Below are 23,892 nucleotides of genomic sequence, written 5' to 3' on the forward strand. Positions count from 1 at the left end.
AGGCCCGCCTCGGGTGCGATGGCGGCACCCTGAATCGCGATACAATGCCGCCTTTTCAGATAGCTCCCGAGGTATTTTCGTGTCAGCAGGCACTCTGTTCGTAGTGGCGACCCCGATCGGCAATCTCGACGACATCAGCCCGCGCGCCCTGCGGGTGCTGCGGGAGGTGGCCCTGGTGGCTGCGGAGGATACCCGCCATTCGATCCGGCTGTTCCAGCACTTCGGCATCGAGACGCCATTGGCGGCCTGCCACGAGCACAACGAGCGCGAGGAGGGCGGGCGCTTCATCTCCCGGCTGCAGGGTGGGGAGGACGTCGCGCTGATCTCGGACGCCGGTACCCCGCTGATTTCCGATCCCGGCTTCCACCTGGTGCGCCAGGCACAGGCGCTGGGTATCCGGGTGGTCCCGGTGCCGGGCTCCTGCGCGCTGATCGCGGCGCTGTCGGCGGCGGGATTGCCGTCGGACCGGTTCATCTTCGAAGGTTTCCTGCCCGCCAAGGCTGCGGGACGACGCAGCCGCCTCCAGGCGGTACAGGAAGAGCCGCGCACGCTGATTTTCTACGAGGCGCCCCATCGTCTGCTGGAAAGCCTGGCGGACATGCGCGACGTGTTCGGCGGGGAGCGCCGTGCGGTGCTGGCGCGGGAGCTGAGCAAGACCTTCGAGACCATTCGCAGCCTGCCGTTGGCCGAACTGCACGATTGGGTCGCGTCGGACAGCAACCAGCAGCGCGGCGAGTGCGTTGTGCTGGTGGCGGGGTGGCAGGCGCCGGAAGGCGAGGAGTCGATCGGTGCGGAGGCGCTCAGGGTGCTCGACCTGCTGCTTGCCGAGCTGCCGTTGAAGAAAGCCGCGGCGCTGGCGGCGGAAATTACCGGGGTGCGAAAAAACCTTTTGTATCAACAGGCTTTGCAACGCCAAGGGAAGAGTTGAGCTTGTTCTTCGCGCCTGCTCCCGCTAACCTTGTCGGCGGAGAGTCGATTGGACAGTCGCTGTCGCGCAATAGCGCGGTGGAGGAAAGTCCGGGCTCCATAGGGCAGAGTGCCAGGTAACGCCTGGGAGGCGCGAGCCTACGGAAAGTGCCACAGAAAATAACCGCCTAAGCGCAACAGCGCCGGTAAGGGTGAAAAGGTGCGGTAAGAGCGCACCGCACGGCTGGCAACAGTGCGTGGCTAGGTAAACCCCACTCGGAGCAAGACCAAATAGGAATCCATTGGCGCGGCCCGCGTTGGATTCGGGTAGGTCGCTTGAGGCGTACAGTGATGTGCGTCCCAGAGGAATGGCTGTCCTCGACAGAACCCGGCTTATAGATCGACTCTCCCACTTCTTCCCACTCTCTTCGCTTTTTCCCGGTTTTATCCGTCCGTCGCAAAAGCGAAAAGCCGCAACTCTTGATAAATCACTTTAAGTTCGAAGGCTAAGACTTTGGACTTATTGTGTTTTGTCATCTCTTTTACTTCTAAAAGCGCTCCGCAACCTTCCAAAAGCACGCTAAATCTCCGTCCTGTAAGGATTTTTCACTTCTGACGCGCCTTGACGGTGGGGAGTGTGGATTTCTATAGTGTGCAGAAGTGGTATGAAGTGGGTAAAAGTGGGATCAATTGGCATGGAAAGCCAACCACAGGGGAAGCGCTGACGTGTTTCGCGGAGCTAATGCCATAAGTCTCGACGCCAAAGGGCGCCTCGCGATGCCGAGTCGGTATCGTGACGAGCTCGTTTCGCGTTGTGCCGGCCAGCTCATCGTCACTATCGACGCAGTCGACCCCTGCCTCACCGTTTACCCCTTGCCCGAATGGGAACTGATCGAAGCCAAGCTGCGCGAGCTGCCTTCTTTGCGAGAAGAAACGCGGCGCCTGCAGCGGCTGCTGATCGGTAATGCCGTCGATCTGGAACTGGACGGAAACGGGCGTTTCCTGATTCCGCCGCGCCTGCGCGAGTACGCCAAGCTGGACAAGCGGGCGATGCTGGTGGGGCAACTGAACAAGTTTCAGTTGTGGGATGAGGATGCCTGGAACGCCATGGCTGAAGCCGACCTGGCGGCAATCAAACAACCCGGTGGGCTGCCGGACGAACTACGCGACCTGATCCTTTGACTATGAATGCCACCTACCGCCATATCACCGTTCTGCTCGAGGAGGCCGTTTCCGCACTGGCCCCGCGGGAGGACGGCTGCTATCTGGACGGTACCTTCGGAAGAGGGGGCCATAGTCGAGCCTTGCTCGAGAAACTGGGCGCCGGGGGACGCCTGCTCGGATTCGACAAAGATCCCCAGGCCATCCAGACAGGAAAAGCATTGGCGGCCGAAGACGGCCGCTTCGTCATTGTGCAGCGCTCGTTCGCCGAACTGGGCGATGAGGTGCGCGCACGCGGTCTCGAAGGGCGGGTCGATGGCGTCCTGCTCGACCTTGGCGTGTCGTCGCCGCAACTCGACGATCCCGAGCGCGGCTTCAGCTTCCTCAACGATGGTCCGCTGGACATGCGCATGAATCCCGGCCAGGGCATCAGCGCAGCGGAGTTCATCGCCAACGCCACCGAAGAGGAAATCGCCCGGGTCTTCAAGGAATATGGCGAAGAACGCTTCGCCAAGCGGATGGCCCGCGCCATCGTGCAGCGCCGTCAGGAGCGGCCGTTCGAACGAACTGCCGATCTCGCCGAAGTGATCACGGTTGCCAACCCCGCCTGGGAGAAGGGCAAGAATCCGGCGACCCGCGCATTCCAGGGCCTGCGCATCCATGTGAACAATGAGCTGGGCGATCTCGAGCGTGGCCTTGACGCCGCGCTCGAATCGCTGGCCGTCGGCGGCCGGCTGGTGGTGATCAGTTTCCATTCCCTGGAAGACCGCATCGTCAAGCTGTTCATGCGCAAGCACGCCAAGGGCGAGGCGGACAACCTGCCGCGCGACCTGCCGATCCGTTCCAAGGTCTTCGAGCCGCGCCTGAAGCTGCTGGGCAAGCCGCAGTACGCTTCGGAAGAAGAACTCAAGGCCAACCCGCGCTCGCGCAGCGCGGTCATGCGCGTGGCGGAGAAGCTGAGATGAGCCGTCTCTTCGTCAAGCGCCTGCCTACCGGCAGCTTCCTCATGTTGCTGCTTTATATAGGTCTGCTGCTCTCGGCGATTGCCGTGGCCTACAGCACCTACTGGAACCGGCAACTGCTCAACTCGCTGTATTCCGAGCTGAGCGTGCGCGACAAGGCGCAGGCCGAGTGGGGCCGGTTGATTCTCGAGCAGAGCACCTGGACCGCCCATAGCCGCATCGAAAGCCTGGCGGTGGAACAGTTGCGCATGCGCGTTCCCGACCCGGCCGAGGTCAGGATGGTGGCGCCATGAAACTGAATTATTTCCAGGGCGCCCTCTACCCATGGCGGTTCTGCGTGATCGTCGGCCTGCTGCTGGCGATGGTCGGCGCCATCGTCTGGCGAATCGTCGACCTGCACGTGATCGACCATGACTTCCTCAAGGGCCAGGGCGACGCGCGTAGCGTGCGGCATATCGCCATCCCTGCGCACCGGGGCCTGATCACTGACCGCAACGGCGAACCGCTGGCGGTGAGCACCCCGGTCACCACCCTGTGGGCCAACCCCAAGGAGCTGATGACCGCCAAGGAACGCTGGCCGCAACTGGCGGCGGCGCTCGGGCAGGATACCAAGCTGTTCGCCGACCGCATCGAGCAGAACGCCGAGCGCGAGTTCATCTATCTGGTCCGTGGGCTGACCCCGGAGCAGGGCGAAGGCGTGATCGCCCTGAAGGTGCCCGGCGTGTACTCCATCGAGGAGTTTCGGCGTTTCTACCCGGCTGGCGAAGTGGTGGCCCATGCGGTCGGCTTTACCGATGTCGACGACCGCGGTCGCGAAGGTATCGAGCTGGCTTTCGACGAATGGCTGGCCGGCGTGCCGGGCAAGCGCCAGGTGCTCAAGGATCGCCGTGGCCGCGTGATCAAGGACGTGCAGGTCACCAAGAATGCCAAACCGGGCAAGACCCTTGCGCTGTCCATCGACCTGCGCCTGCAGTACCTGGCTCATCGCGAACTGCGCAACGCTCTGCTGGAAAACGGCGCCAAGGCCGGCAGCCTGGTGATCATGGACGTGAAGACCGGGGAGATCCTGGCCATGACCAACCAGCCCACCTACAACCCGAACAATCGTCGTAACCTGCAGCCGGCGGCCATGCGCAACCGGGCGATGATCGACGTGTTCGAGCCGGGCTCGACGGTCAAGCCGTTCTCGATGAGCGCGGCGCTGGCCAGCGGGCGCTGGAAACCCAGCGATATCGTCGACGTCTACCCGGGCACCCTGCAGATCGGCCGCTACACCATTCGCGACGTATCGCGCAATTCGCGGCAACTCGATCTCACCGGCATCCTGATCAAGTCGAGCAACGTCGGCATCAGCAAGATCGCCTTCGACATCGGCGCCGAATCCATCTACTCGGTCATGCAACAGGTCGGTCTCGGGCAGGACACGGGGTTGGGCTTCCCCGGCGAGCGCGTCGGCAACCTGCCCAACCACCGCAAGTGGCCGAAGGCGGAAACCGCGACCCTGGCCTACGGCTACGGTCTCTCGGTAACCGCGATCCAGTTGGCGCATGCCTATGCGGCCCTGGCCAACGACGGCAAGAGCGTGCCGCTGAGCATGACCCGAGTCGACCGCGTGCCGGATGGTGTGCAGGTGATCTCGCCTGAAGTGGCTTCCACCGTGCAGGGCATGCTGCAACAAGTGGTCGAGGCCCAGGGCGGGGTGTTCCGCGCCCAGGTGCCGGGTTACCACGCCGCCGGCAAGAGCGGGACCGCGCGCAAGGTCTCGGTCGGCACCAAGGGCTACCGGGAAAACGCCTATCGCTCGCTGTTCGCCGGTTTCGCCCCGGCCACCGATCCGCGCATCGCGATGGTCGTGGTGATCGACGAGCCGAGCAAGGCGGGCTACTTCGGCGGCCTGGTGTCGGCGCCGGTGTTCAGCAAGGTCATGGCTGGCGCGCTGCGCCTGATGAACGTGCCGCCGGATAACCTGCCGACGGCCACCGAACAGCAGCAGGTCAATGCTGCGCCCGCAAAAGGAGGGCGTGGCTGATGCCTATGAGCCTGAACCAACTGTTTCCCCAGGCCGAGCGCGATCTGCTGATCCGCGAGCTGACCCTGGATAGCCGCGGCGTTCGTCCGGGCGACCTGTTCCTGGCGGTGCCGGGCGGGCGCCAGGATGGTCGTGCGCACATCGCCGATGCCCTGGCCAAGGGCGCGGCTGCCGTGGCTTACGAGGCGGAAGGCGCCGGAGAGCTGCCGCCCAGCGATGCGCCGCTGATCGCGGTGAAGGGGCTGGCCGCGCAACTGTCGGCGGTCGCCGGGCGTTTCTACGGCGAGCCGAGCCGCGGGCTGGACCTGATCGGCGTCACCGGCACCAACGGCAAGACCAGCGTCAGCCAACTGGTGGCCCAGGCCCTGGATCTGCTCGGCGAGCGCTGCGGCATCGTCGGCACCCTCGGCACCGGTTTCTACGGCGCCCTGGAGAGCGGCCGGCACACCACGCCGGACCCGCTCGCGGTGCAGGCCACGCTGGCCACGCTGAAGCAGGCCGGCGCCCGCGCGGTAGCGATGGAAGTGTCTTCCCACGGCCTCGACCAGGGCCGCGTGGCGGCGCTCGGTTTCGATATCGCGGTGTTCACCAATCTGTCCCGCGACCACCTCGACTATCACGGTTCGATGGAAGCCTATGCCGCCGCCAAGGCCAAGCTGTTCGCCTGGCCGGGCCTGCGCTGCCGGGTGATCAACCTGGACGACGATTTCGGCCGTCGACTGGCCGGCGAGGAGCAGGACTCGGAGCTGATCACCTACAGCCTCACCGACAGCTCGGCGTTCCTCTATTGCCGCGAAGCGCGCTTCGGCGACGCCGGCATCGAGGCGGCGCTGGTCACTCCGCACGGCGAGGGCCTGCTGCGCAGCCCGTTGCTCGGCCGCTTCAACCTGAGCAACCTGCTGGCGGCGGTCGGTGCGTTGCTTGGCCTGGGTTATCCCCTGGGCGATATCCTCCGCACCTTGCCGCAACTGCAGGGGCCGGTCGGCCGCATGCAGCGCCTGGGAGGCGGCGACAAGCCGCTGGTGGTGGTGGACTACGCGCATACTCCCGACGCCCTGGAAAAAGTCCTGGAGGCCCTGCGTCCGCACGCGGCCGCGCGCCTGCTGTGCCTGTTCGGCTGCGGTGGCGATCGCGATGCCGGCAAGCGTCCGCTGATGGCTGCGATCGCCGAACGCCTGGCGGATGGGGTGCTGGTCACCGACGACAACCCGCGCACCGAGGCCAGTGCGGCGATCATCGCCGATATCCGCAAAGGCTTCGCTGCCGCTGACAAGGTTACCTTCCTGCCGTCGCGCGGTGAGGCGATCGCCCATCTGATCGCTTCCGCTGCGGTGGATGACGTGGTGCTCCTGGCTGGCAAGGGTCACGAGGATTATCAGGAGATCGACGGCGTACGCCATCCGTTCTCCGACATCGAGCAGGCCGAGCGCGCCCTGGCCGCCTGGGAGGTGCCGCATGCTTGAGCCTCTTCGCCTCAGCCAGTTGACGGTCGCGCTGGACGCCCGCCTGATCGGCGAGGACGCCGTCTTTTCGGCGGTTTCCACCGACAGTCGCGCCATCGGGCCCGGCCAACTGTTCATTGCCCTGAGTGGGCCGCGTTTCGACGGCCACGACTATCTCGCCGAGGTTGCCGCCAAGGGCGCGGTGGCTGTGCTGGTGGAGCGCGAAGTCGCCGACGCGCCCCTGCCGCAATTGCTGGTGCGCGATACCCGTGCGGCCCTGGGGCGACTGGGCGCGCTGAACCGGCGCAAGTTCACCGGCCCGCTGGCGGCCATGACGGGCTCCAGCGGCAAGACCACGGTCAAGGAGATGCTCGCCAGCATCCTGCGTACCCAGGCCGGCGATGCCGAGTCGGTGCTGGCTACCCGTGGCAATCTGAACAACGACCTCGGCGTACCGCTGACCCTGCTGCAACTGGCGCCGCAGCACCGTAGCGCAGTGATCGAACTGGGCGCCTCGCGCATCGGCGAGATCGCCTACACGGTTGAGCTGACCCGCCCGCACGTGGCGATCATCACCAATGCCGGAACCGCCCATGTCGGCGAGTTCGGCGGACCGGAGAAGATCGTCGAGGCGAAGGGCGAGATACTCGAAGGGCTGGCCGCCGACGGCACCGCCGTGCTGAACCTGGACGACAAGGCCTTCGACACCTGGAAGGCCCGTGCCAGCGGCCGTCCGTTGCTGACTTTCTCCCTCGACCGGCCCCAGGCCGATTTCCGCGCCGCCGATCTGCAGCGCGATGCGCGTGGCTGCATGGGCTTCAGGCTGCAGGGCGTAGCGGGTGAAGCGCAGGTCCAGCTCAACCTGCTGGGGCGGCACAATGTCGCCAATGCCCTGGCTGCCGCCGCTGCCGCCCATGCACTGGGCGTGCCGCTGGATGGGATCGTCGCCGGGCTGCAGGCGCTGCAGCCGGTCAAGGGCCGCGCGGTAGCGCAACTGACCGCCAGCGGGCTGCGTGTGATAGACGACAGCTACAACGCCAACCCCGCGTCAATGCTGGCGGCGATTGATATACTGAGCGGCTTTTCCGGGCGCACCGTCCTGGTCCTCGGAGACATGGGCGAACTCGGTTCCTGGGCCGAGCAGGCCCACCGCGAGGTGGGCGCCTACGCCGCTGGCAAGGTGTCCGCGCTCTATGCGGTCGGACCGCTGATGGCCCACGCCGTACAGGCGTTCGGCGCCACGGGCCGGCACTTCGCCGACCAGGCCAGCCTGATTGGGGCGCTGGCCACCGAACAACCGACAACCACCATTTTGATCAAGGGTTCCCGCAGTGCGGCGATGGACAAAGTCGTCGCGGCGCTGTGCGGTTCCTCCGAGGAGAGTCACTAATGCTCCTGCTGCTGGCCGAATACCTGCAACAGTTCTACAAGGGCTTCGGCGTCTTCCAGTACCTGACCCTGCGCGGCATTCTCAGCGTGCTCACCGCGCTGTCGCTGTCGCTGTGGCTGGGGCCCTGGATGATCCGTACCTTGCAGATCCGCCAGATCGGCCAGGCCGTGCGCAACGACGGTCCGCAGTCGCACCTGTCGAAGAAGGGCACCCCGACCATGGGCGGCGCCCTGATCCTTACCGCCATAGCCATCAGCACGCTGCTGTGGGCGGATCTTTCCAACCGCTACGTGTGGGTAGTGCTGGTCGTTACCCTGCTGTTCGGTGCCATCGGCTGGGTGGACGACTACCGCAAGGTGATCGAGAAGAACTCCCGTGGCCTGCCGAGCCGCTGGAAGTACTTCTGGCAGTCGGTGTTCGGCATCGGCGCCGCCGTGTTCCTCTACATGACTGCCGAAACCCCGATCGAGACCACCCTGATCGTGCCGATGCTGAAGAGCGTCGAGATCCAGTTGGGCATCTTCTTCGTGGTCCTGACCTACTTCGTCATCGTCGGTTCGAGCAATGCAGTGAACCTCACCGACGGTCTCGACGGCCTGGCGATCATGCCGACGGTAATGGTTGCCGGCGCGCTGGGCATCTTCTGCTACCTGTCGGGCAACGTGAAGTTCGCCGAGTACCTGTTGATTCCCAACGTACCGGGCGCCGGCGAGCTGATCGTGTTCTGCGCCGCGCTGGTCGGCGCCGGCCTCGGCTTCCTCTGGTTCAACACCTATCCGGCGCAGGTCTTCATGGGCGACGTCGGCGCGTTGGCGCTGGGCGCCGCGCTGGGCACCATCGCGGTGATCGTGCGCCAGGAAATCGTGCTGTTCATCATGGGTGGGGTGTTCGTCATGGAAACCCTCTCGGTGATGATCCAGGTCGCTTCCTTCAAGCTGACCGGACGCCGCGTCTTCCGCATGGCGCCGATCCATCACCATTTCGAACTGAAAGGCTGGCCGGAGCCGCGCGTGATCGTGCGCTTCTGGATCATCACCGTGATCCTGGTGCTGATCGGCCTCGCCACCTTGAAGCTGCGTTGAGGACGAAGAGAGCATGAGCCTGATCGCCTCCGACCACTTCCGCATCGTTGTCGGCCTCGGCAAGAGCGGCATGTCCCTGGTGCGCTACCTGGCGCGCCGCGGCTTGCCTTTCGCCGTGGTCGATACCCGAGAGAACCCGCCGGAGCTGGCCACCCTGCGTGCCCAGTATCCGCAGGTGGAAGTGCGTTGCGGCGAACTCGACGCCGAGTTCCTCTGCTCCGCCCGCGAACTCTACGTCAGCCCCGGCTTGTCGCTGCGCACCCCCGCGCTGGTACAGGCCGCCGCGAAAGGCGTGCGCATCTCCGGTGACATCGATCTCTTCGCCCGCGAGGCGAAGGCCCCGATCGTCGCCATCACCGGTTCCAACGCGAAGAGCACCGTGACCACCCTGGTGGGCGAAATGGCGGTGGCCGCGGACAAGCGTGTCGCCGTCGGCGGCAACCTCGGCACCCCGGCGCTCGACCTGCTGGCCGACGACATCGAGCTGTACGTGTTGGAGCTGTCGAGCTTCCAGCTGGAAACCTGCGATCGCCTCAACGCCGAGGTGGCGACCGTGCTGAACGTCAGCGAAGACCATATGGATCGCTACGACGGCATGGCTGACTACCACCTGGCCAAGCACCGGATCTTCCGCGGTGCCCGCCAGGTCGTGGTGAATCGCGCCGATGCCCTGACCCGACCGCTGATCGCCGATACCGTGCCGTGCTGGTCGTTCGGCCTGAACAAGCCGGACTTCAAGGCTTTCGGCCTGATCGAGGAAGACGGCCAGAAGTGGCTGGCGTTCCAGTTCGACAAGCTGCTGCCGGTTGGCGAACTGAAGATCCGTGGCGCCCACAACTATTCCAACGCGCTCGCCGCGCTGGCGCTGGGCCATGCGGTCGGCCTGCCGTTCGACACCATGCTCGGCGCGCTGAAGGCGTTTTCCGGCCTGGCTCATCGCTGCCAGTGGGTACGCGAGCGGCAGGGCGTGAGCTACTACGACGATTCCAAGGCCACCAACGTCGGCGCCGCCCTGGCGGCGATCGAGGGGCTGGGTGCCGACATCGACGGCAAGCTGGTGCTGCTCGCCGGCGGAGACGGCAAGGGCGCCGATTTCCATGACCTGCGCGAGCCGGTCGCGCGCTTCTGCCGGGCGGTGGTACTGCTTGGCCGTGACGCCGGGCTGATTGCCCAGGCACTGGGCAACGCGGTACCGCTGGTGCGCGTCGCAACGCTGGACGAAGCAGTCCGGCAGGCCGCCGAGCTGGCCCGCGAAGGCGATGCGGTGCTGTTGTCGCCGGCCTGCGCGAGCCTGGACATGTTCAAGAACTTCGAAGAACGCGGACGCCTGTTCGCCAAAGCCGTAGAGGAGCTAGCGTGATGCTGTCGGTGTTGCGCCCCTTCCCGTCGCCGCTGTTGAGCCGGCACGGCATCGACCTGGACTTCCCGCTGCTGGCGGGTTGCCTGGCGCTGCTCGGCCTCGGCCTGGTGATGGTGACTTCCGCCTCTTCCGAGGTGGCGGCGGCGCAGTCGGGCAACCCGCTGTACTTCTCCGTCCGTCACCTGATCTACCTGGTGATCGGCCTGATTTCCTGCGGCCTGACCATGATGGTCCCGATGGCCACCTGGCAGCGCTGGGGCTGGAAGCTGTTGCTGGTCGCCTTCGGCCTGCTGGTGCTGGTGATCACCCCCGGTATCGGCCGCGAGGTGAACGGCTCGATGCGCTGGATCGGCTTCGGCCTGTTCAACATCCAGCCTTCGGAGATCGCCAAGGTCTGCGTGGTGATCTTCATGGCCGGCTACCTGATCCGCCGCCAGCAGGAGGTCCGGGAAAGCTGGATGGGCTTCTTCAAGCCCTTCGTGGTGTTGCTGCCGATGGCCGGCCTGCTGCTGCGCGAGCCGGACTTCGGCGCCACCGTGGTAATGATGGGCGCTGCCGCGGCCATGCTGTTCCTCGGCGGGGTGGGGCTGTTCCGCTTCGGCCTGATGGTGCTGCTGGCGGTCGGCGCGGTGGTCCTGCTGATCCAGACCCAGCCCTACCGGATGGCACGCCTGACCAACTTCACCGACCCCTGGGCCGACCAGTTCGGCGCCGGCTATCAGTTGAGCCAGGCGCTGATCGCCTTCGGCCGCGGCGGCTGGTTGGGCATGGGACTGGGCAACAGCATCCAGAAGCAGTTCTACCTGCCGGAGGCGCACACCGATTTCGTCTTCGCCGTGCTTGCAGAGGAGCTGGGCATCGTCGGCGCCCTGGCGACCGTCGCCCTGTTCGTGTTCGTCAGCCTGCGCGCGCTGTACATCGGCATCTGGGCCGAGCAGGCCAAGCAGTTCTTCTCCGCCTACGTGGCCTACGGCCTGGCCTTCCTCTGGATCGGCCAGTTCCTGATCAACATCGGGGTGAACGTCGGCCTGCTGCCGACCAAGGGCCTGACCCTGCCGTTCCTCAGCTACGGCGGCAGTTCGCTGGTGATCTGCTGTGCCTGTCTGGGGATGTTGCTGCGCATCGAATGGGAACGGCGAACCCACCTGGGTAGCGAGGAATATGAGTTCAACGAAGAGGACTTTGCCGATGAAAGGTAATGTCCTGATCATGGCGGGTGGCACCGGCGGACACGTGTTCCCGGCGCTCGCCTGTGCGCGGGAGTTCCAGGCGCGCGGCTATGCCGTGCACTGGCTGGGGACGCCGCGCGGCATCGAGAATGACCTGGTACCCAAGGCCGGCCTGCCGTTGCACCTGATCCAGGTCAGCGGGCTGCGCGGCAAGGGCCTGAAGTCGCTGGTCAAGGCGCCGCTGGAGCTGCTCAAGTCGCTGTTCCAGGCGCTGCGGGTGATCCGCCAGCTGAGGCCGGTCTGCGTGCTCGGCCTGGGTGGCTATGTCACCGGCCCGGGCGGCCTGGCTGCGCGCCTCAACGGCGTGCCGCTGGTGATCCACGAGCAGAACGCCGTGGCCGGCACCGCCAACCGCAGCCTGGCGCCGATCGCCAGGCGCGTCTGCGAGGCATTCCCGGATACCTTCCCGGCCAGTGACAAGCGTCTGACCACCGGCAATCCGGTGCGCGGCGAGCTATTCCTCGACGCGCACGCCCGCGCGCCGCTGACCGGCCGTCGGGTCAATCTGCTGGTGCTCGGCGGCAGCCTTGGCGCGGAACCGCTGAACAAGCTGTTGCCAGAGGCCCTGGCGCAGGTGCCGCTGGAAATCCGTCCGGCAATCCGCCATCAGGCCGGTCGTCAGCATGCCGAGATTACCGCCGAGCGTTATCGCACAGTGGCGGTCGAAGCGGACGTCGCGCCCTTCATCAGCGACATGGCCGCGGCCTACGCCTGGGCCGACCTGGTGATCTGTCGCGCCGGCGCGCTGACCGTCAGCGAGCTGACGGCGGCGGGATTGCCCGCCTTCCTGGTGCCGTTGCCTCACGCGATCGACGATCACCAGACCCGCAATGCCGAATTCCTGGTACGCAGCGGCGCCGGCCGCCTGCTGCCGCAAAAGTCTACCGGCGCGGCCGAACTGGCCGCGCAGCTGTCCGAGGTCCTGATGCATCCCGAAACCCTGCGCTCCATGGCAGACCAGGCACGCAGCCTGGCGAAACCCGAGGCTACCCGGACGGTGGTCGATGCCTGCCTGGAGGTGGCCCGTGGTTAAAGAACCGAATGGCGTCACCCGGACCATGCGCCGTATCCGCCGCATCCATTTCGTCGGCATCGGCGGCGCCGGTATGTGCGGGATCGCCGAAGTGCTGCTGAACCTCGGCTACGAGGTATCCGGCTCGGACCTCAAGGCCTCGGCGGTGACCGAGCGCCTGGAGAAGTTCGGCGCGCAGATCTTCATCGGCCACCAGGCGGAAAACGCCGACGGCGCCGACGTGCTGGTGGTGTCCAGTGCCATCAACCGGGCCAACCCGGAAGTGGCATCGGCCCTGGAACGGCGGATTCCGGTGGTGCCGCGTGCGGAGATGCTCGCCGAGCTGATGCGCTACCGGCACGGCATCGCGGTAGCCGGCACCCACGGCAAGACCACCACTACCAGCCTGATCGCCTCGGTGTTCGCCGCCGGCGGCCTGGACCCGACCTTCGTCATCGGCGGCCGGCTGAACGCCGCCGGGACCAACGCCCAGCTCGGCGCCAGCCGCTACCTGGTGGCCGAGGCCGACGAGAGCGACGCCAGCTTCCTGCACCTGCAACCGATGGTCGCGGTGGTCACCAATATCGACGCCGACCACATGGCGACCTACGGCGGCGACTTCAACAAGCTGAAGAAGACCTTCGTCGAGTTCCTCCACAACCTGCCGTTCTACGGACTGGCGGTGATGTGCGTGGATGATCCGGTTGTGCGTGAGATCCTCCCGCAGATCGCCCGCCCGACCGTGACCTACGGCCTTAGCGAAGACGCCGACGTGCGCGCGATCAACATCCGCCAGGAAGGCATGCGCACCTGGTTCACCGTGTTGCGCCCGGAGCGCGAGCCGCTGGACGTCTCGGTGAACATGCCCGGCCTGCACAACGTGCTGAATTCCCTGGCGACCATCGTCATCGCTACCGACGAGGGCATCTCCGACGAAGCCATCGTCCAGGGGCTGTCCGGCTTCCAGGGCGTAGGCCGGCGCTTCCAGGTCTACGGCGAGCTGCAGGTCGAGGGTGGCAGCGTGATGCTGGTGGACGATTACGGCCACCATCCGCGCGAAGTCGCCGCGGTGATCAAGGCGATCCGTGGCGGTTGGCCGGAGCGTCGCCTGGTGATGGTCTACCAGCCGCATCGCTATACCCGTACCCGCGACCTGTACGAAGACTTCGTGCAGGTGCTGGGCGAAGCCAACGTGCTGCTGTTGATGGAGGTCTATCCGGCCGGCGAAGAGCCGATCCCGGGAGCCGACAGCCGCCAGCTGTGCCACAGCATCCGCCAGCGCGGCCAGCTCGACCCGATCTACTTCGAGCGCGACGCCGACCTGGCGCCGCTGGTCAAGCCGCTGCTGCGCGCTGGCGACATCCTGCTTTGCCAGGGCGCTGGCGATGTCGGTGGCCTGGCCCCGCAACTGATCAAGAATCCGCTGTTCGCCGGCAAGGGAGGGAAGGGCGCATGAACCTTTGCCTCGATAGCCTGCTGAACGGCACCCAGGATCCCAAGGCGTTCGGCCGCGTTGCCGTGCTGTTCGGCGGCAAGAGCGCCGAGCGCGAGGTGTCGCTGAAGTCCGGCGCGATGGTCCTGCAATCCCTGCTGGCCGCCAGGGTCGATGCCTTCGGCATCGATGTCGGTGAAGACCTGCTGCAACGCCTGGTCGAGGAGAAGATCGACCGTGCCTTCATCATTCTCCACGGTCGTGGCGGCGAGGATGGCAGCATGCAGGGCCTGCTCGAGTGCGCGGGCATTCCCTACACCGGCAGCGGCGTGCTGGCCTCGGCGCTGGCGATGGACAAGCTGCGGACCAAGCGGGTCTGGCTCAGCCTCGGCCTGCCGACCCCGGACTACGCGGTGCTGGCCAGCGAGGATGACTGCCGCGAAGCGGCGCAGCGACTGGGTTTCCCGCTGATCGTCAAGCCGGCTCACGAAGGCTCGAGCATCGGCATGGCCAAGGTCGGCGGGCTCGTCGAATTGATCGCGGCGTGGCGCGAAGCGGCCCGCTACGACTCGCAGGTGCTGGTCGAGCAGTGGATCAGCGGCCCGGAATTCACCGTGGCGACCTTGCGCGGGCAGGTGCTGCCGGCGATCCGCCTGGGCACGCCGCACACCTTCTACGACTACGACGCCAAGTACCTGGCCAGCGATACCCGCTACCAGGTGCCCTGCGGTCTCGACGAGGCCAAGGAAAGCGAGCTGAAGGAACTCACCGCGCGCGCCTGCGACGCCCTGGGCATCCAGGGCTGGGGGCGGGCGGACGTGATGCAGGACGCCGAAGGGCGTTTCTGGCTGCTTGAAGTCAACACCGCACCGGGCATGACCGACCACAGCCTGGTGCCTATGGCCGCGCGGGCCGCCGGCCTGGATTTCCAGCAACTGGTGCTGGCGATCCTGGCCGATAGCCGCGAGGCGAGGGGATAAGCCATGAATGGCGTACTGCTCCGTCATCAGCAACCCGGTGGACTCGGCCGCGCTCCGCGCAAGCCGATGCCGCGCGGCGCCAGCCGTCTGGTGGCCAAGGAACCGCTGAGCGTGCGCCTGCCGAAAGCCGACTTCAGTTTCCTCAAGTACCTGGCCTGGCCGCTGTTGCTGGCCGTTCTCGGCTATGGCGCCTATCGCGGCGCCGAGTACATCCTGCCGTACGCCGACCGGCCGATCGCCAAGGTCAGTGTCGAGGGCGACCTCAGCTACATCAGCCAGCGCGCGGTGCAGCAGCGGATCTCCCCGTACCTGGCGGCGAGCTTCTTCACCATCGACCTGGCGGGCATGCGCGGGCAACTGGAACAGATGCCCTGGATCGCCCACGCAGAGGTGCGCCGGGTGTGGCCGGACCAGGTGGTGATCCGCCTGGACGAGCAACTGCCGATCGCGCGGTGGGGCGACGAAGCGCTGCTGAACAACCAGGGACAGGCTTTTACGCCAAAGGAACTGGCGAATTATGAACATCTGCCCCGCTTGCATGGTCCACAGCGGGCGCAACAGCAGGTGATGCAGCAATACCAGTTACTCAGCCAGTTGCTGCGTCCCCTCGGGTTCTCCATCGCCCGCCTGGAAATGAGCGATCGCGGCGGTTGGGCGCTGACCACGGCCCAGGGCGTCGAGATCCAGATCGGGCGCGACCACGTGGTAGACAAGATTCGCCGCTTCGTAAGCATCTACGACAAGGCACTCAAAGATCAGATTTCGAACATTGCGCGGATCGACCTGCGTTACCCCAACGGCCTCGCCGTTGCGTGGCGCGAGCCGGTCACGCCCGCGACGGTGGCCACGGCCAGCGCCGTGCAGTGAGTTGAGGAGACAGTAATAACCATGGCAAGCGTGCAGAGCGGCAAGATGATCGTCGGCCTCGACATCGGTACCTCCAAGGTGGTGGCGCTGGTGGGCGAGGTGACGGCCGATGGCCAGCTGGAGGTCGTTGGCATCGGTACTCATCCGTCCCGCGGCCTGAAGAAGGGCGTGGTAGTGAACATCGAGTCCACCGTGCAGTCGATCCAGCGCGCCATCGACGAGGCCCAGCAGATGGCCGGTTGCCGTATCCACTCGGCGTTCGTCGGCATCGCCGGCAACCACATCCGCAGCCTCAATTCCCACGGCATCGTGGCGATCCGCGATCGCGAGGTGAACCCGGCGGATATCGAACGGGTACTGGATGCCGCCCAGGCGGTGGCGATCCCGGCGGACCAGCGGGTGCTGCATACCCTGGCCCAGGATTACGTGATCGATAACCAGGAAGGCGTGCGCGAGCCGCTGGGCATGTCCGGGGTGCGCCTGGAAGCCAAGGTGCACGTGGTGACCTGCGCGGTGAATGCTTCGCAGAACATCGAGAAGTGCGTGCGCCGCTGCGGCCTCGAGGTCGACGACATCATCCTCGAGCAGTTGGCCTCGGCCTATTCGGTGCTGACCGAGGACGAGAAGGAACTGGGCGTGTGCCTGGTGGATATCGGCGGCGGCACCACCGATATCGCGATCTTCACCGAAGGCGCGATCCGCCATACCGCGGTGATCCCGATCGCCGGCGACCAGGTCACCAATGACATCGCCATGGCCCTGCGTACGCCGACCCAGTACGCGGAAGAGATCAAGATCCGCTACGCCTGCGCTCTGGCCAAGCTGGCCGGTGCCGGCGAGACCATCAAGGTGCCCAGCGTCGGCGACCGGCCGCCGCGCGAACTGTCGCGCCAGGCCCTGGCCGAAGTGGTCGAGCCTCGTTACGACGAGCTGTTCACCCTGGTCCAGGCCGAGCTGCGCCGCAGCGGCTACGAGGACCTGATCCCCGCAGGGATCGTCCTCACCGGCGGCACCTCGAAGATGGAAGGCGCGGTCGAGCTGGCCGAGGAAATCTTCCACATGCCGGTACGCCTCGGCGTGCCGTATAGCGTGAAGGGCCTCACCGACGTGGTGCGCAACCCGATCTATTCGACGGGCGTCGGCCTGCTGATGTACGGACTGCAGAAGCAGTCCGATGGCATGTCGATGTCTGTGTCAGGTAGCAGCTACAGCAGCGACGAACCCAAGGCACCTGTCCTGGAGCGGCTCAAACGCTGGGTCCAGGGCAATTTCTGATTCAACGCGGTAACAGTAGGCGACAAAACTAGAAAGGAAGGAGAGGGGAAATGTTTGAACTGGTCGATAACATCGCACAAACCGCCGTCATAAAAGTGATCGGTGTAGGTGGTGGTGGCGGCAACGCCGTCAATCACATGGCCAAGAACAACGTCGAGGGCGTCGAGTTCATCTGCGCCAACACCGACGCACAAGCGCTGAAGAACATCGCGGCGCGCACCGTTCTGCAACTCGGCCCGGGCGTCACCAAGGGGCTGGGTGCCGGCGCCAATCCGGAAGTCGGTCGTCAGGCGGCTCTGGAAGATCGCGAGCGCATTTCCGAAGTGCTGGAAGGCGCCGACATGGTCTTCATCACCACCGGCATGGGTGGCGGCACCGGTACCGGCGCCGCGCCGATCATCGCCGAAGTGGCGAAGGAAATGGGCATCCTCACCGTCGCGGTGGTGACCCGCCCGTTCCCGTTCGAAGGTCGCAAGCGCATGCAGATCGCCGACGAGGGCATCCGTGCGCTGGCCGAGAGCGTCGATTCGCTGATCACCATCCCGAACGAGAAGCTGCTGACCATCCTCGGCAAGGACGCCAGCCTGCTGGCCGCCTTCGCCAAGGCCGATGACGTGCTGGCCGGTGCCGTGCGCGGTATCTCCGACATCATCAAGCGTCCGGGCATGATCAACGTCGACTTCGCCGACGTGAAGACCGTCATGAGCGAAATGGGCATGGCGATGATGGGTACCGGCTGCGCCAGCGGTCCGAACCGTGCCCGCGAGGCCACCGAGGCGGCAATCCGCAACCCGCTGCTGGAAGACGTCAACCTGCAGGGCGCGCGCGGCATCCTGGTGAACATCACCGCGGGTCCGGACCTGTCCCTGGGCGAGTACTCCGATGTCGGCAACATCATCGAACAGTTCGCTTCCGAGCACGCCACTGTGAAGGTGGGCACCGTGATCGACGCGGACATGCGCGATGAACTGCACGTCACCGTAGTCGCCACCGGCCTGGGCGCGCGCCTGGAGAAGCCGGTGAAGGTCGTCGACAACACCGTGCAGGGCAGTGCAACCCAGGCAGCCGCTCCGGCCCAGCGCGAGCAGCAGTCGGTGAACTACCGCGACCTCGACCGTCCTACCGTGATGCGCAACCAGTCTCACGGCAGCGCGGCGACCGCGGCCAAGCTGAACCCGCAGGATGACCTGGATTACCTGGATATCCCGGCGTTCCTGCGTCGTCAGGCCGATTGAAGTAATTAATCAGGAGTAGAGATGTGATTGGTGTTCAGCAAAGGCCGGTTCTGCTATCATCGCCGGCCATTGTTGAAAACAGTTCGCAGTCAGCGCTTAAGCGGCCAAAGCCATGATCAAACAACGCACCTTGAAGAACATCATCCGGGCTACTGGCGTCGGTCTGCACTCGGGGGAAAAGGTTTACCTGACCCTGAAACCGGCGCCGGTGGACACCGGTATCGTGTTCTGCCGCACCGACCTGGATCCGGTCGTGGAAATCCCGGCCCGGGCCGAGAACGTCGGCGAAACCACCATGTCGACCACCCTGGTCAAGGGTGACGTCAAAGTGGATACGGTGGAGCACCTGCTCTCGGCCATGGCCGGCCTGGGTATCGACAACGCCTACGTCGAGCTGTCCGCTTCGGAAGTGCCGATCATGGATGGCAGCGCTGGTCCGTTCGTATTCCTGATCCAGTCCGCCGGATTGCAAGAGCAGGAAGCTGCCAAGAAGTTCATCCGCATCAAGCGCGAAGTCAGCGTGGAAGAGGGCGACAAGCGCGCCGTCTTCGTTCCGTTCGACGGCTTCAAGGTCAGCTTCGAGATCGATTTCGATCATCCGGTCTTCCGTGGTCGCACCCAGCAGGCCTCGGTCGATTTCTCCAGTACTTCCTTCGTCAAGGAGGTCAGCCGCGCCCGTACCTTCGGGTTCATGCGCGACATCGAGTACCTGCGTTCGCAGAACCTGGCACTCGGCGGTAGCGTGGAGAACGCGATCGTGGTCGACGAGAACCGCGTGCTCAACGAAGACGGCCTGCGTTACGAGGACGAGTTCGTCAAGCACAAGATCCTGGATGCCATCGGCGACCTGTATCTGCTCGGCAACAGTCTTATCGGCGAGTTCCGTGGCTTCAAGTCCGGCCATGCCCTTAACAACCAACTGCTGCGTACGTTGATCGCAGACAAGGATGCTTGGGAAGTGGTGACCTTCGAAGACGCGCGTACCGCGCCTATTTCCTATATGCGCCCGGCGGCGGCAGTGTAGGAAAACTCTCCTTTCCATATTTGGAGGCCACCTCAGGGTGGCCTCTTTTTATTTCGGGATTTATTCTTGCCGGCTTTTCTCGGCGCGGCTTGCCAACCGCTCGAGCGCTTCCCGCAGGCGTGGATTGCCGACGATCTCGGCGGATTCGCGAAGGTTTTCCGCCGCGACGGCAGACAGGGTCAAGCTGCGACGTGCCGCACGTTGTGTGGACGTGGTGGGTTGCACCTTGAAAAGGATTTTCGCTAAGTTCGCGAATTCTTCGAAAGCCTGCAGCTGCCGCTGCAGGCGCCGCTGCTGATAGCGCAGGCGTGTGGCCCAGTGGCCATCGGTGACGATCAGCAGCAGGCAACCGCCGCGCCACGAAGCCACATGGCAGTACGGGCGCGCCGCCGGTTGCAACTGGCTTTCCAGCAGTTGCTGCAGGCGGCAGATGCGCTGGGCTTCGGCGAACAGCATCTGCAGCGGCCTGGCCTGGCGCAGCAACTGGGTCGATGCCTGGGCGGGCAAGGGACGAAAAGACATGGCGGGAAGCCTGGGGGTTACTGAGTCGGAATGGTAGCAGAAAGCGTTTCGCTACTGCCGGCCCGTATGAAGGATAAGTCATGCACATCATTTTTCTGAGCCGGCACCATGGGGCCGCTCGCTCCGTCCATCTGCAGCCGCGGTTGCTGATGCTGGCCGGGGCCTGCGTGGTCGGTGCCAGCCTGTTGGCCGGGGGCTTCCTGGGCGCCTGGCTGTTCCGCGCGCCGGCTCCGGTGGCCGGCATCGAAGTCGATGCCGCGCTGCAGGCGCAGAGCGCCGAGATCAGCAGCGCCCGCGAGGACGCGCAGCGGCAGATGGACGCACTGAGCGTGCATCTCGGCGAACTGCAGGCGCGCCTGGTTCGGCTGGATGCCCTCGGCGAACGTCTCACCGAGCTGGCCGACGTCGACCCCGACGAGTTCGACTTCTCCCTGAGCGTCGGCCAGGGTGGCGTCGACGAACCGCTGGAGGGCAGCGCCTATGCCCCGCCGTCGTTCATGGCGACGCTGGACGAACTGGCGGCACGCCTGGATACCCGCGAGCAGCAGCTCGAGGTGCTGGAGCAACTGCTCGCCGACAAGCACATCAGCCAGTCGACCTACCTGGCCGGCCAGCCGGTGCGCCAGGGCTACATCTCCTCGCCGTTCGGGCGCCGGGTCAATCCGGTGAGCGGCCGCCTGAGCATGCACAAGGGCATCGACTTCGCCGCGCCGGCCGGCAGCGACGTGGTGGCCGTGGCGGCGGGGGTGGTGACCTGGTCCGGGCGCAAGAACGGCTATGGCAACGTGGTCGAGGTCGGGCACGCCGATGGCTACACCACGTTGTATGCCCATAACCAGAAGAACCTGGTCGAGGTCGGTGACCTGGTCAAGCGCGGCCAGGTGCTGGCCAAGGTCGGCAGCACCGGACGCTCCACCGGCTACCACGTACATTTCGAAGTGATGAAGGATGGCCGGGTAATGAATCCGCAAAGCTTCATCGCACGCGCGTCTGTTTCCGAGTGAGCGACGCGCATTGATCTGCTGTACTTTTCTCATACCCGTTTCCGGGTAGAATGTTCCCTTTCATGCCGTTGATCGGCACGGGCCGCCGGATGGGTGAGCCTTCCATTCCCCACGTGTGGATGACCAAGTCGATATGTTTGCGCCTTTGTTGAAGAAACTCTTTGGAAGCAAGAACGAGCGTGATGTAAAGCGCATGGCCAAGGCTGTACAGGCCATCAATGCGCTCGAGCCCCAGATGGTGGCGCTCTCCGACGAGCAGTTGAAGGCGAAAACGGCTGAATTCCAGCAGCGCTACGCCAAGGGCGAAACGCTCGACCAATTGCTGCCCGAAGCCTTCGCCGTGGTTCGCGAGGCTGGCAAGCGGGTGATGGGCATGCGCCACTTCGACGTCCAGCTGATCGGTGGCATGACCCTGCACGACGGCAAGATCGCCGAAATGCGTACCGGCGAGGGCAAGACCCTGGTGGGCACCCTGCCGGTCTACCTCAACGCGCTGTCCGGCAAGGGCGTGCACGTGGTCACGGTGAACGACTACCTGGCGCGCCGCGACGCCAACTGGATGCGCCCGCTGTACGAGTTCCTCGGCCTCAGCGTCGGCGTGGTCACTCCCTTCCAGCCGCCGGAAGACAAGCGCGCCGCCTACGCCGCCGACATCACCTACGGCACCAACAACGAATTCGGCTTCGATTACCTGCGCGACAACATGGCCTTCAGCCTGGACGACAAGTTCCAGCGCGAGCTGAACTTCGCCGTGGTCGACGAAGTGGACTCGATCCTCATCGACGAGGCGCGTACCCCGCTGATCATCTCCGGCCAGGCCGAAGACAGCTCCGAGCTGTACATCAAGATCAACAAGCTGATCCCGCGTCTCAAGCGCCAGGTCGAAGAGGTCGAGGGCAAGCCGACCGAGGAAGGCCACTACAGCATCGACGAGAAGACCCGCCAGGTCGAACTCAACGAGCAGGGCCACCAGTTCATCGAGGACCTGCTGAGCCAGAACGGCCTGCTCGGCGAAGGCGAGAGCCTCTACTCGGCGCACAACCTGAGCCTGCTGACCCACGTCTACGCAGCGCTGCGCGCGCACACCCTGTTCCACCGCAACGTCGAGTACATCGTCCAGGGCGACCAGATCCTCCTGATCGACGAGCACACCGGCCGCACCATGCCTGGCCGTCGCCTGTCCGAGGGCTTGCACCAGGCCATCGAGGCGAAGGAAGGCCTGCCGATCCAGGCCGAGAGCCAGACCCTGGCCTCCACCACCTTCCAGAACTATTTCCGCCTGTACAACAAGCTGGCCGGCATGACCGGCACCGCCGATACCGAGGCCTTCGAGTTCCGCCAGATCTACGGTCTCGACGTGGTGGTGATCCCGACCCACCGGCCGATCGCGCGCAAGGACTTCAACGACCTGGTCTACCTGACCCAGGAAGAGAAGTACGCGGCGATCATCACCGACATCAAGCAGTGCCAGGCCCTCGGCCGGCCGATCCTGGTCGGCACCGCGTCGATCGAGAGTTCCGAGTACGTTTCCAAGCTGTTGCAAGAGGCAGGCATCGAGCACAAGGTGCTCAACGCCAAGTACCACGAGAAGGAAGCCGAGATCATCGCCCAGGCTGGCGCGCCCGGTTCGGTGACCATCGCCACCAACATGGCCGGCCGCGGTACCGACATCCTCCTCGGCGGCAACTGGGAAGTCGAAGTCGCGGCCCTGGAGAACCCCACCGAGGAGCAGATCGCCCAGATCAAGGCCGAATGGCAGAAGCGCCACCAGCAGGTGATCGAGGCGGGCGGCCTGCACGTGATCGCCTCCGAGCGCCACGAATCCCGCCGGATCGACAACCAGTTGCGCGGCCGCGCCGGTCGTCAGGGCGACCCGGGTTCCAGCCGCTTCTACCTGTCGCTGGAAGACAACCTGATGCGGATCTTCGCCTCCGACCGGGTGAAGAACTTCATGAAGGCGCTGGGCATGCAGTCCGGCGAGGCGATCGAGCACCGCATGGTGACCAACGCCATCGAGAAGGCCCAGCGCAAGGTCGAAGGGCGCAACTTCGACATCCGCAAGCAACTGCTGGAATTCGATGACGTAGCCAACGAGCAGCGCAAGGTGATCTACCACATGCGCAATACCCTGCTGTCGGCAGAGGACGTGGGCGAGACCATCAAGGAATTCCGCGAGGAAACCCTCAGCGCCACCATCAACCAGCACATTCCGCCGCAGTCGCTGCCCGAGCAGTGGGACATCGAAGGCCTGGAGGCTGCGCTGTACAGCGACTTCGCCGTGCGCCTGCCGATCCAGCAGTGGCTGGACGAAGACGACAAGCTGTACGAGGAAACCCTGCGTAGCAAGATCCTCGAGCAGATCGTCGCCGCCTACTACGAGAAGGAAGAGCTGGCCGGCGCCGAAGCCCTGCGCGCCTTCGAGAAGCAGATGCTGCTGCGGGTGCTGGACGACCTGTGGAAGGACCACCTGTCGACCATGGACCACCTGCGGCACGGCATCCACCTGCGTGGCTACGCGCAGAAGAATCCGAAGCAGGAATACAAGCGCGAGTCCTTCACCCTGTTCCAGGAGCTGCTGGACTCGATCAAGCGCGACACCATCCGCGTGCTGTCCCACGTCCAGGTCCGTCGCGAAGACCCGGCCGAAGAGGAGGCCCGCCTGCGTCGCGAGGCGGAGGAACTGGCCAAGCGCATGCAGTTCCAGCACGCCGAGGCTCCCTCGATGGAGCAGGCCGTGGCCGGCGAGGAAGAAGAGCTTCCCGAGGGCCCGGCTCCGGTCGTGCCGCTCGAGCCTGTGCGCAACGAGCAGAAGATCGGCCGCAACGAGCCTTGCCCGTGCGGTTCCGGCAAGAAATACAAGCACTGCCACGGGCAGCTGGACTAAGCTTCCCGCCTGGTTCACCAACGCCGCGACCGGTCCTGCCGCTCGCGGCGTTTGTTCGAATTGGCGCCAGCCCGGCGCCGATGCGTTTTCCGTCAC

Annotated in this window: 20 protein-coding genes and 1 other RNA gene; 20 read left to right on the forward strand and 1 reads right to left on the reverse strand. The window is 65.2% G+C overall.

Going from position 1 to position 23,892, the window contains the following annotated elements; translation table 11 throughout:
• The first annotated feature begins 79 nt into the window (after positions 1 to 79).
• From rsmI to lpxC, 18 genes are all read left to right on the forward strand, one after another.
• Positions 80 to 928 carry a 16S rRNA (cytidine(1402)-2'-O)-methyltransferase gene (gene rsmI / locus HMPREF1224_RS33365; protein WP_003120901.1) on the forward strand — a complete coding sequence of 283 codons (849 nt, stop codon included), beginning with the start codon at positions 80 to 82 and terminating at the stop codon, positions 926 to 928.
• A gap of 40 nt (positions 929 to 968) precedes the next feature.
• An RNA gene (gene rnpB, locus HMPREF1224_RS40360) (RNase P RNA component class A) lies at positions 969 to 1,318 on the forward strand.
• Positions 1,319 to 1,632: 314 nt separating this feature from the next.
• The gene (gene mraZ, locus HMPREF1224_RS33370; RefSeq protein ID WP_003103101.1) at positions 1,633 to 2,088 is read left to right on the forward strand and encodes a division/cell wall cluster transcriptional repressor MraZ; all 456 of its coding nucleotides are present in this window, start codon (positions 1,633 to 1,635) and stop codon (positions 2,086 to 2,088) included.
• 2 nt (positions 2,089 to 2,090) lie between these two features.
• Complete coding sequence (rsmH, locus tag HMPREF1224_RS33375; protein WP_003110151.1) at positions 2,091 to 3,032, forward strand: 16S rRNA (cytosine(1402)-N(4))-methyltransferase RsmH; 942 nt, start codon at positions 2,091 to 2,093, stop codon at positions 3,030 to 3,032.
• Positions 3,029 to 3,322 (forward strand): cell division protein FtsL, encoded by a 294-nt coding sequence (gene ftsL / locus HMPREF1224_RS33380; protein ID WP_003094142.1) that lies wholly within the window; start codon positions 3,029 to 3,031, stop codon positions 3,320 to 3,322. Before rsmH ends, ftsL begins: the two co-directional genes overlap by 4 nt.
• Positions 3,319 to 5,058, forward strand: a complete 1,740-nt coding sequence (gene ftsI, locus HMPREF1224_RS33385; RefSeq protein ID WP_003094139.1) for a peptidoglycan D,D-transpeptidase FtsI — start codon at positions 3,319 to 3,321, stop codon at positions 5,056 to 5,058. The genes ftsL and ftsI overlap by 4 nt, the downstream gene beginning before the upstream one ends.
• Positions 5,058 to 6,521, forward strand: a complete 1,464-nt coding sequence (locus HMPREF1224_RS33390; protein ID WP_003094133.1) for a UDP-N-acetylmuramoyl-L-alanyl-D-glutamate--2,6-diaminopimelate ligase — start codon at positions 5,058 to 5,060, stop codon at positions 6,519 to 6,521. The genes ftsI and HMPREF1224_RS33390 overlap by 1 nt, the downstream gene beginning before the upstream one ends.
• Positions 6,514 to 7,890, forward strand: a complete 1,377-nt coding sequence (murF, locus tag HMPREF1224_RS33395) for a UDP-N-acetylmuramoyl-tripeptide--D-alanyl-D-alanine ligase (protein ID WP_010793806.1) — start codon at positions 6,514 to 6,516, stop codon at positions 7,888 to 7,890. The genes HMPREF1224_RS33390 and murF overlap by 8 nt, the downstream gene beginning before the upstream one ends.
• On the forward strand, positions 7,890 to 8,972 hold the full coding sequence (mraY, locus tag HMPREF1224_RS33400) for a phospho-N-acetylmuramoyl-pentapeptide-transferase (protein WP_003094129.1): 1,083 nt from the start codon (positions 7,890 to 7,892) through the stop codon (positions 8,970 to 8,972). The genes murF and mraY overlap by 1 nt, the downstream gene beginning before the upstream one ends.
• Before the next feature lie 13 nt (positions 8,973 to 8,985).
• A complete protein-coding gene (gene murD, locus HMPREF1224_RS33405; protein WP_010793807.1) occupies positions 8,986 to 10,332 on the forward strand; it encodes a UDP-N-acetylmuramoyl-L-alanine--D-glutamate ligase in 1,347 nt (448 codons plus the stop codon).
• Entirely contained in the window at positions 10,332 to 11,531 is a 1,200-nt protein-coding gene (gene ftsW / locus HMPREF1224_RS33410; protein ID WP_003094125.1) for a putative lipid II flippase FtsW, read from the forward strand. Before murD ends, ftsW begins: the two co-directional genes overlap by 1 nt.
• Complete coding sequence (gene murG, locus HMPREF1224_RS33415) at positions 11,521 to 12,594, forward strand: undecaprenyldiphospho-muramoylpentapeptide beta-N-acetylglucosaminyltransferase (protein ID WP_003103107.1); 1,074 nt, start codon at positions 11,521 to 11,523, stop codon at positions 12,592 to 12,594. Before ftsW ends, murG begins: the two co-directional genes overlap by 11 nt.
• Entirely contained in the window at positions 12,587 to 14,029 is a 1,443-nt protein-coding gene (gene murC / locus HMPREF1224_RS33420) for a UDP-N-acetylmuramate--L-alanine ligase (RefSeq protein WP_003094121.1), read from the forward strand. The genes murG and murC overlap by 8 nt, the downstream gene beginning before the upstream one ends.
• Positions 14,026 to 14,985 carry a D-alanine--D-alanine ligase gene (locus HMPREF1224_RS33425; RefSeq protein WP_010793808.1) on the forward strand — a complete coding sequence of 320 codons (960 nt, stop codon included), beginning with the start codon at positions 14,026 to 14,028 and terminating at the stop codon, positions 14,983 to 14,985. The genes murC and HMPREF1224_RS33425 overlap by 4 nt, the downstream gene beginning before the upstream one ends.
• Before the next feature lie 3 nt (positions 14,986 to 14,988).
• Positions 14,989 to 15,852 (forward strand): cell division protein FtsQ/DivIB, encoded by an 864-nt coding sequence (locus tag HMPREF1224_RS33430; RefSeq protein ID WP_003094118.1) that lies wholly within the window; start codon positions 14,989 to 14,991, stop codon positions 15,850 to 15,852.
• Positions 15,853 to 15,873: 21 nt separating this feature from the next.
• Positions 15,874 to 17,127, forward strand: coding sequence for a cell division protein FtsA (ftsA, locus tag HMPREF1224_RS33435; protein WP_003094115.1), 1,254 nt, complete (start codon positions 15,874 to 15,876; stop codon positions 17,125 to 17,127).
• Between the two features lie 50 nt (positions 17,128 to 17,177).
• The gene (gene ftsZ, locus HMPREF1224_RS33440; RefSeq protein WP_003103118.1) at positions 17,178 to 18,362 is read left to right on the forward strand and encodes a cell division protein FtsZ; all 1,185 of its coding nucleotides are present in this window, start codon (positions 17,178 to 17,180) and stop codon (positions 18,360 to 18,362) included.
• A gap of 112 nt (positions 18,363 to 18,474) precedes the next feature.
• Positions 18,475 to 19,386, forward strand: coding sequence for a UDP-3-O-acyl-N-acetylglucosamine deacetylase (lpxC, locus tag HMPREF1224_RS33445; RefSeq protein ID WP_003094111.1), 912 nt, complete (start codon positions 18,475 to 18,477; stop codon positions 19,384 to 19,386).
• Between the two features lie 60 nt (positions 19,387 to 19,446).
• On the opposite strand, the gene HMPREF1224_RS33450 is transcribed toward lpxC, so the two are convergent.
• On the reverse strand, positions 19,447 to 19,908 hold the full coding sequence (locus tag HMPREF1224_RS33450; RefSeq protein WP_003148130.1) for a DciA family protein: 462 nt from the start codon (positions 19,906 to 19,908) through the stop codon (positions 19,447 to 19,449).
• 80 nt (positions 19,909 to 19,988) lie between these two features.
• On the opposite strand from HMPREF1224_RS33450, the gene HMPREF1224_RS33455 reads away from it, so the two are divergent.
• Positions 19,989 to 20,912 (forward strand): M23 family metallopeptidase, encoded by a 924-nt coding sequence (locus HMPREF1224_RS33455; RefSeq protein WP_003123289.1) that lies wholly within the window; start codon positions 19,989 to 19,991, stop codon positions 20,910 to 20,912.
• Positions 20,913 to 21,045: 133 nt separating this feature from the next.
• Positions 21,046 to 23,796 carry a preprotein translocase subunit SecA gene (gene secA / locus HMPREF1224_RS33460; protein ID WP_003112752.1) on the forward strand — a complete coding sequence of 917 codons (2,751 nt, stop codon included), beginning with the start codon at positions 21,046 to 21,048 and terminating at the stop codon, positions 23,794 to 23,796.
• The last annotated feature ends 96 nt before the right edge of the window (positions 23,797 to 23,892 follow it).

Source organism: Pseudomonas sp. P179, from assembly GCF_000478485.2.
Lineage (GTDB): Bacteria > Pseudomonadota > Gammaproteobacteria > Pseudomonadales > Pseudomonadaceae > Pseudomonas > Pseudomonas aeruginosa.

Excerpts from the sequence above, each read along its gene's own strand:
- rsmH (WP_003110151.1), top strand. The coding sequence starts at position 2,091 with ATGAATGCCACCTACCGCCATATCACCGTTCTGCTCGAGGAGGCCGTT.
- ftsL (WP_003094142.1), top strand. The coding sequence starts at position 3,029 with ATGAGCCGTCTCTTCGTCAAGCGCCTGCCTACCGGCAGCTTCCTCATG.
- ftsI (WP_003094139.1), top strand. The coding sequence starts at position 3,319 with ATGAAACTGAATTATTTCCAGGGCGCCCTCTACCCATGGCGGTTCTGC.
- HMPREF1224_RS33390 (WP_003094133.1), top strand. The coding sequence starts at position 5,058 with ATGCCTATGAGCCTGAACCAACTGTTTCCCCAGGCCGAGCGCGATCTG.
- murF (WP_010793806.1), top strand. The coding sequence starts at position 6,514 with ATGCTTGAGCCTCTTCGCCTCAGCCAGTTGACGGTCGCGCTGGACGCC.
- mraY (WP_003094129.1), top strand. The coding sequence starts at position 7,890 with ATGCTCCTGCTGCTGGCCGAATACCTGCAACAGTTCTACAAGGGCTTC.
- murD (WP_010793807.1), top strand. The coding sequence starts at position 8,986 with ATGAGCCTGATCGCCTCCGACCACTTCCGCATCGTTGTCGGCCTCGGC.
- ftsW (WP_003094125.1), top strand. The coding sequence starts at position 10,332 with ATGCTGTCGGTGTTGCGCCCCTTCCCGTCGCCGCTGTTGAGCCGGCAC.
- murG (WP_003103107.1), top strand. The coding sequence starts at position 11,521 with ATGAAAGGTAATGTCCTGATCATGGCGGGTGGCACCGGCGGACACGTG.
- HMPREF1224_RS33425 (WP_010793808.1), top strand. The coding sequence starts at position 14,026 with ATGAACCTTTGCCTCGATAGCCTGCTGAACGGCACCCAGGATCCCAAG.
- HMPREF1224_RS33430 (WP_003094118.1), top strand. The coding sequence starts at position 14,989 with ATGAATGGCGTACTGCTCCGTCATCAGCAACCCGGTGGACTCGGCCGC.
- ftsA (WP_003094115.1), top strand. The coding sequence starts at position 15,874 with ATGGCAAGCGTGCAGAGCGGCAAGATGATCGTCGGCCTCGACATCGGT.
- ftsZ (WP_003103118.1), top strand. The coding sequence starts at position 17,178 with ATGTTTGAACTGGTCGATAACATCGCACAAACCGCCGTCATAAAAGTG.
- lpxC (WP_003094111.1), top strand. The coding sequence starts at position 18,475 with ATGATCAAACAACGCACCTTGAAGAACATCATCCGGGCTACTGGCGTC.
- HMPREF1224_RS33450 (WP_003148130.1), bottom strand. The coding sequence starts at position 19,908 with ATGTCTTTTCGTCCCTTGCCCGCCCAGGCATCGACCCAGTTGCTGCGC.
- HMPREF1224_RS33455 (WP_003123289.1), top strand. The coding sequence starts at position 19,989 with ATGCACATCATTTTTCTGAGCCGGCACCATGGGGCCGCTCGCTCCGTC.
- secA (WP_003112752.1), top strand. The coding sequence starts at position 21,046 with ATGTTTGCGCCTTTGTTGAAGAAACTCTTTGGAAGCAAGAACGAGCGT.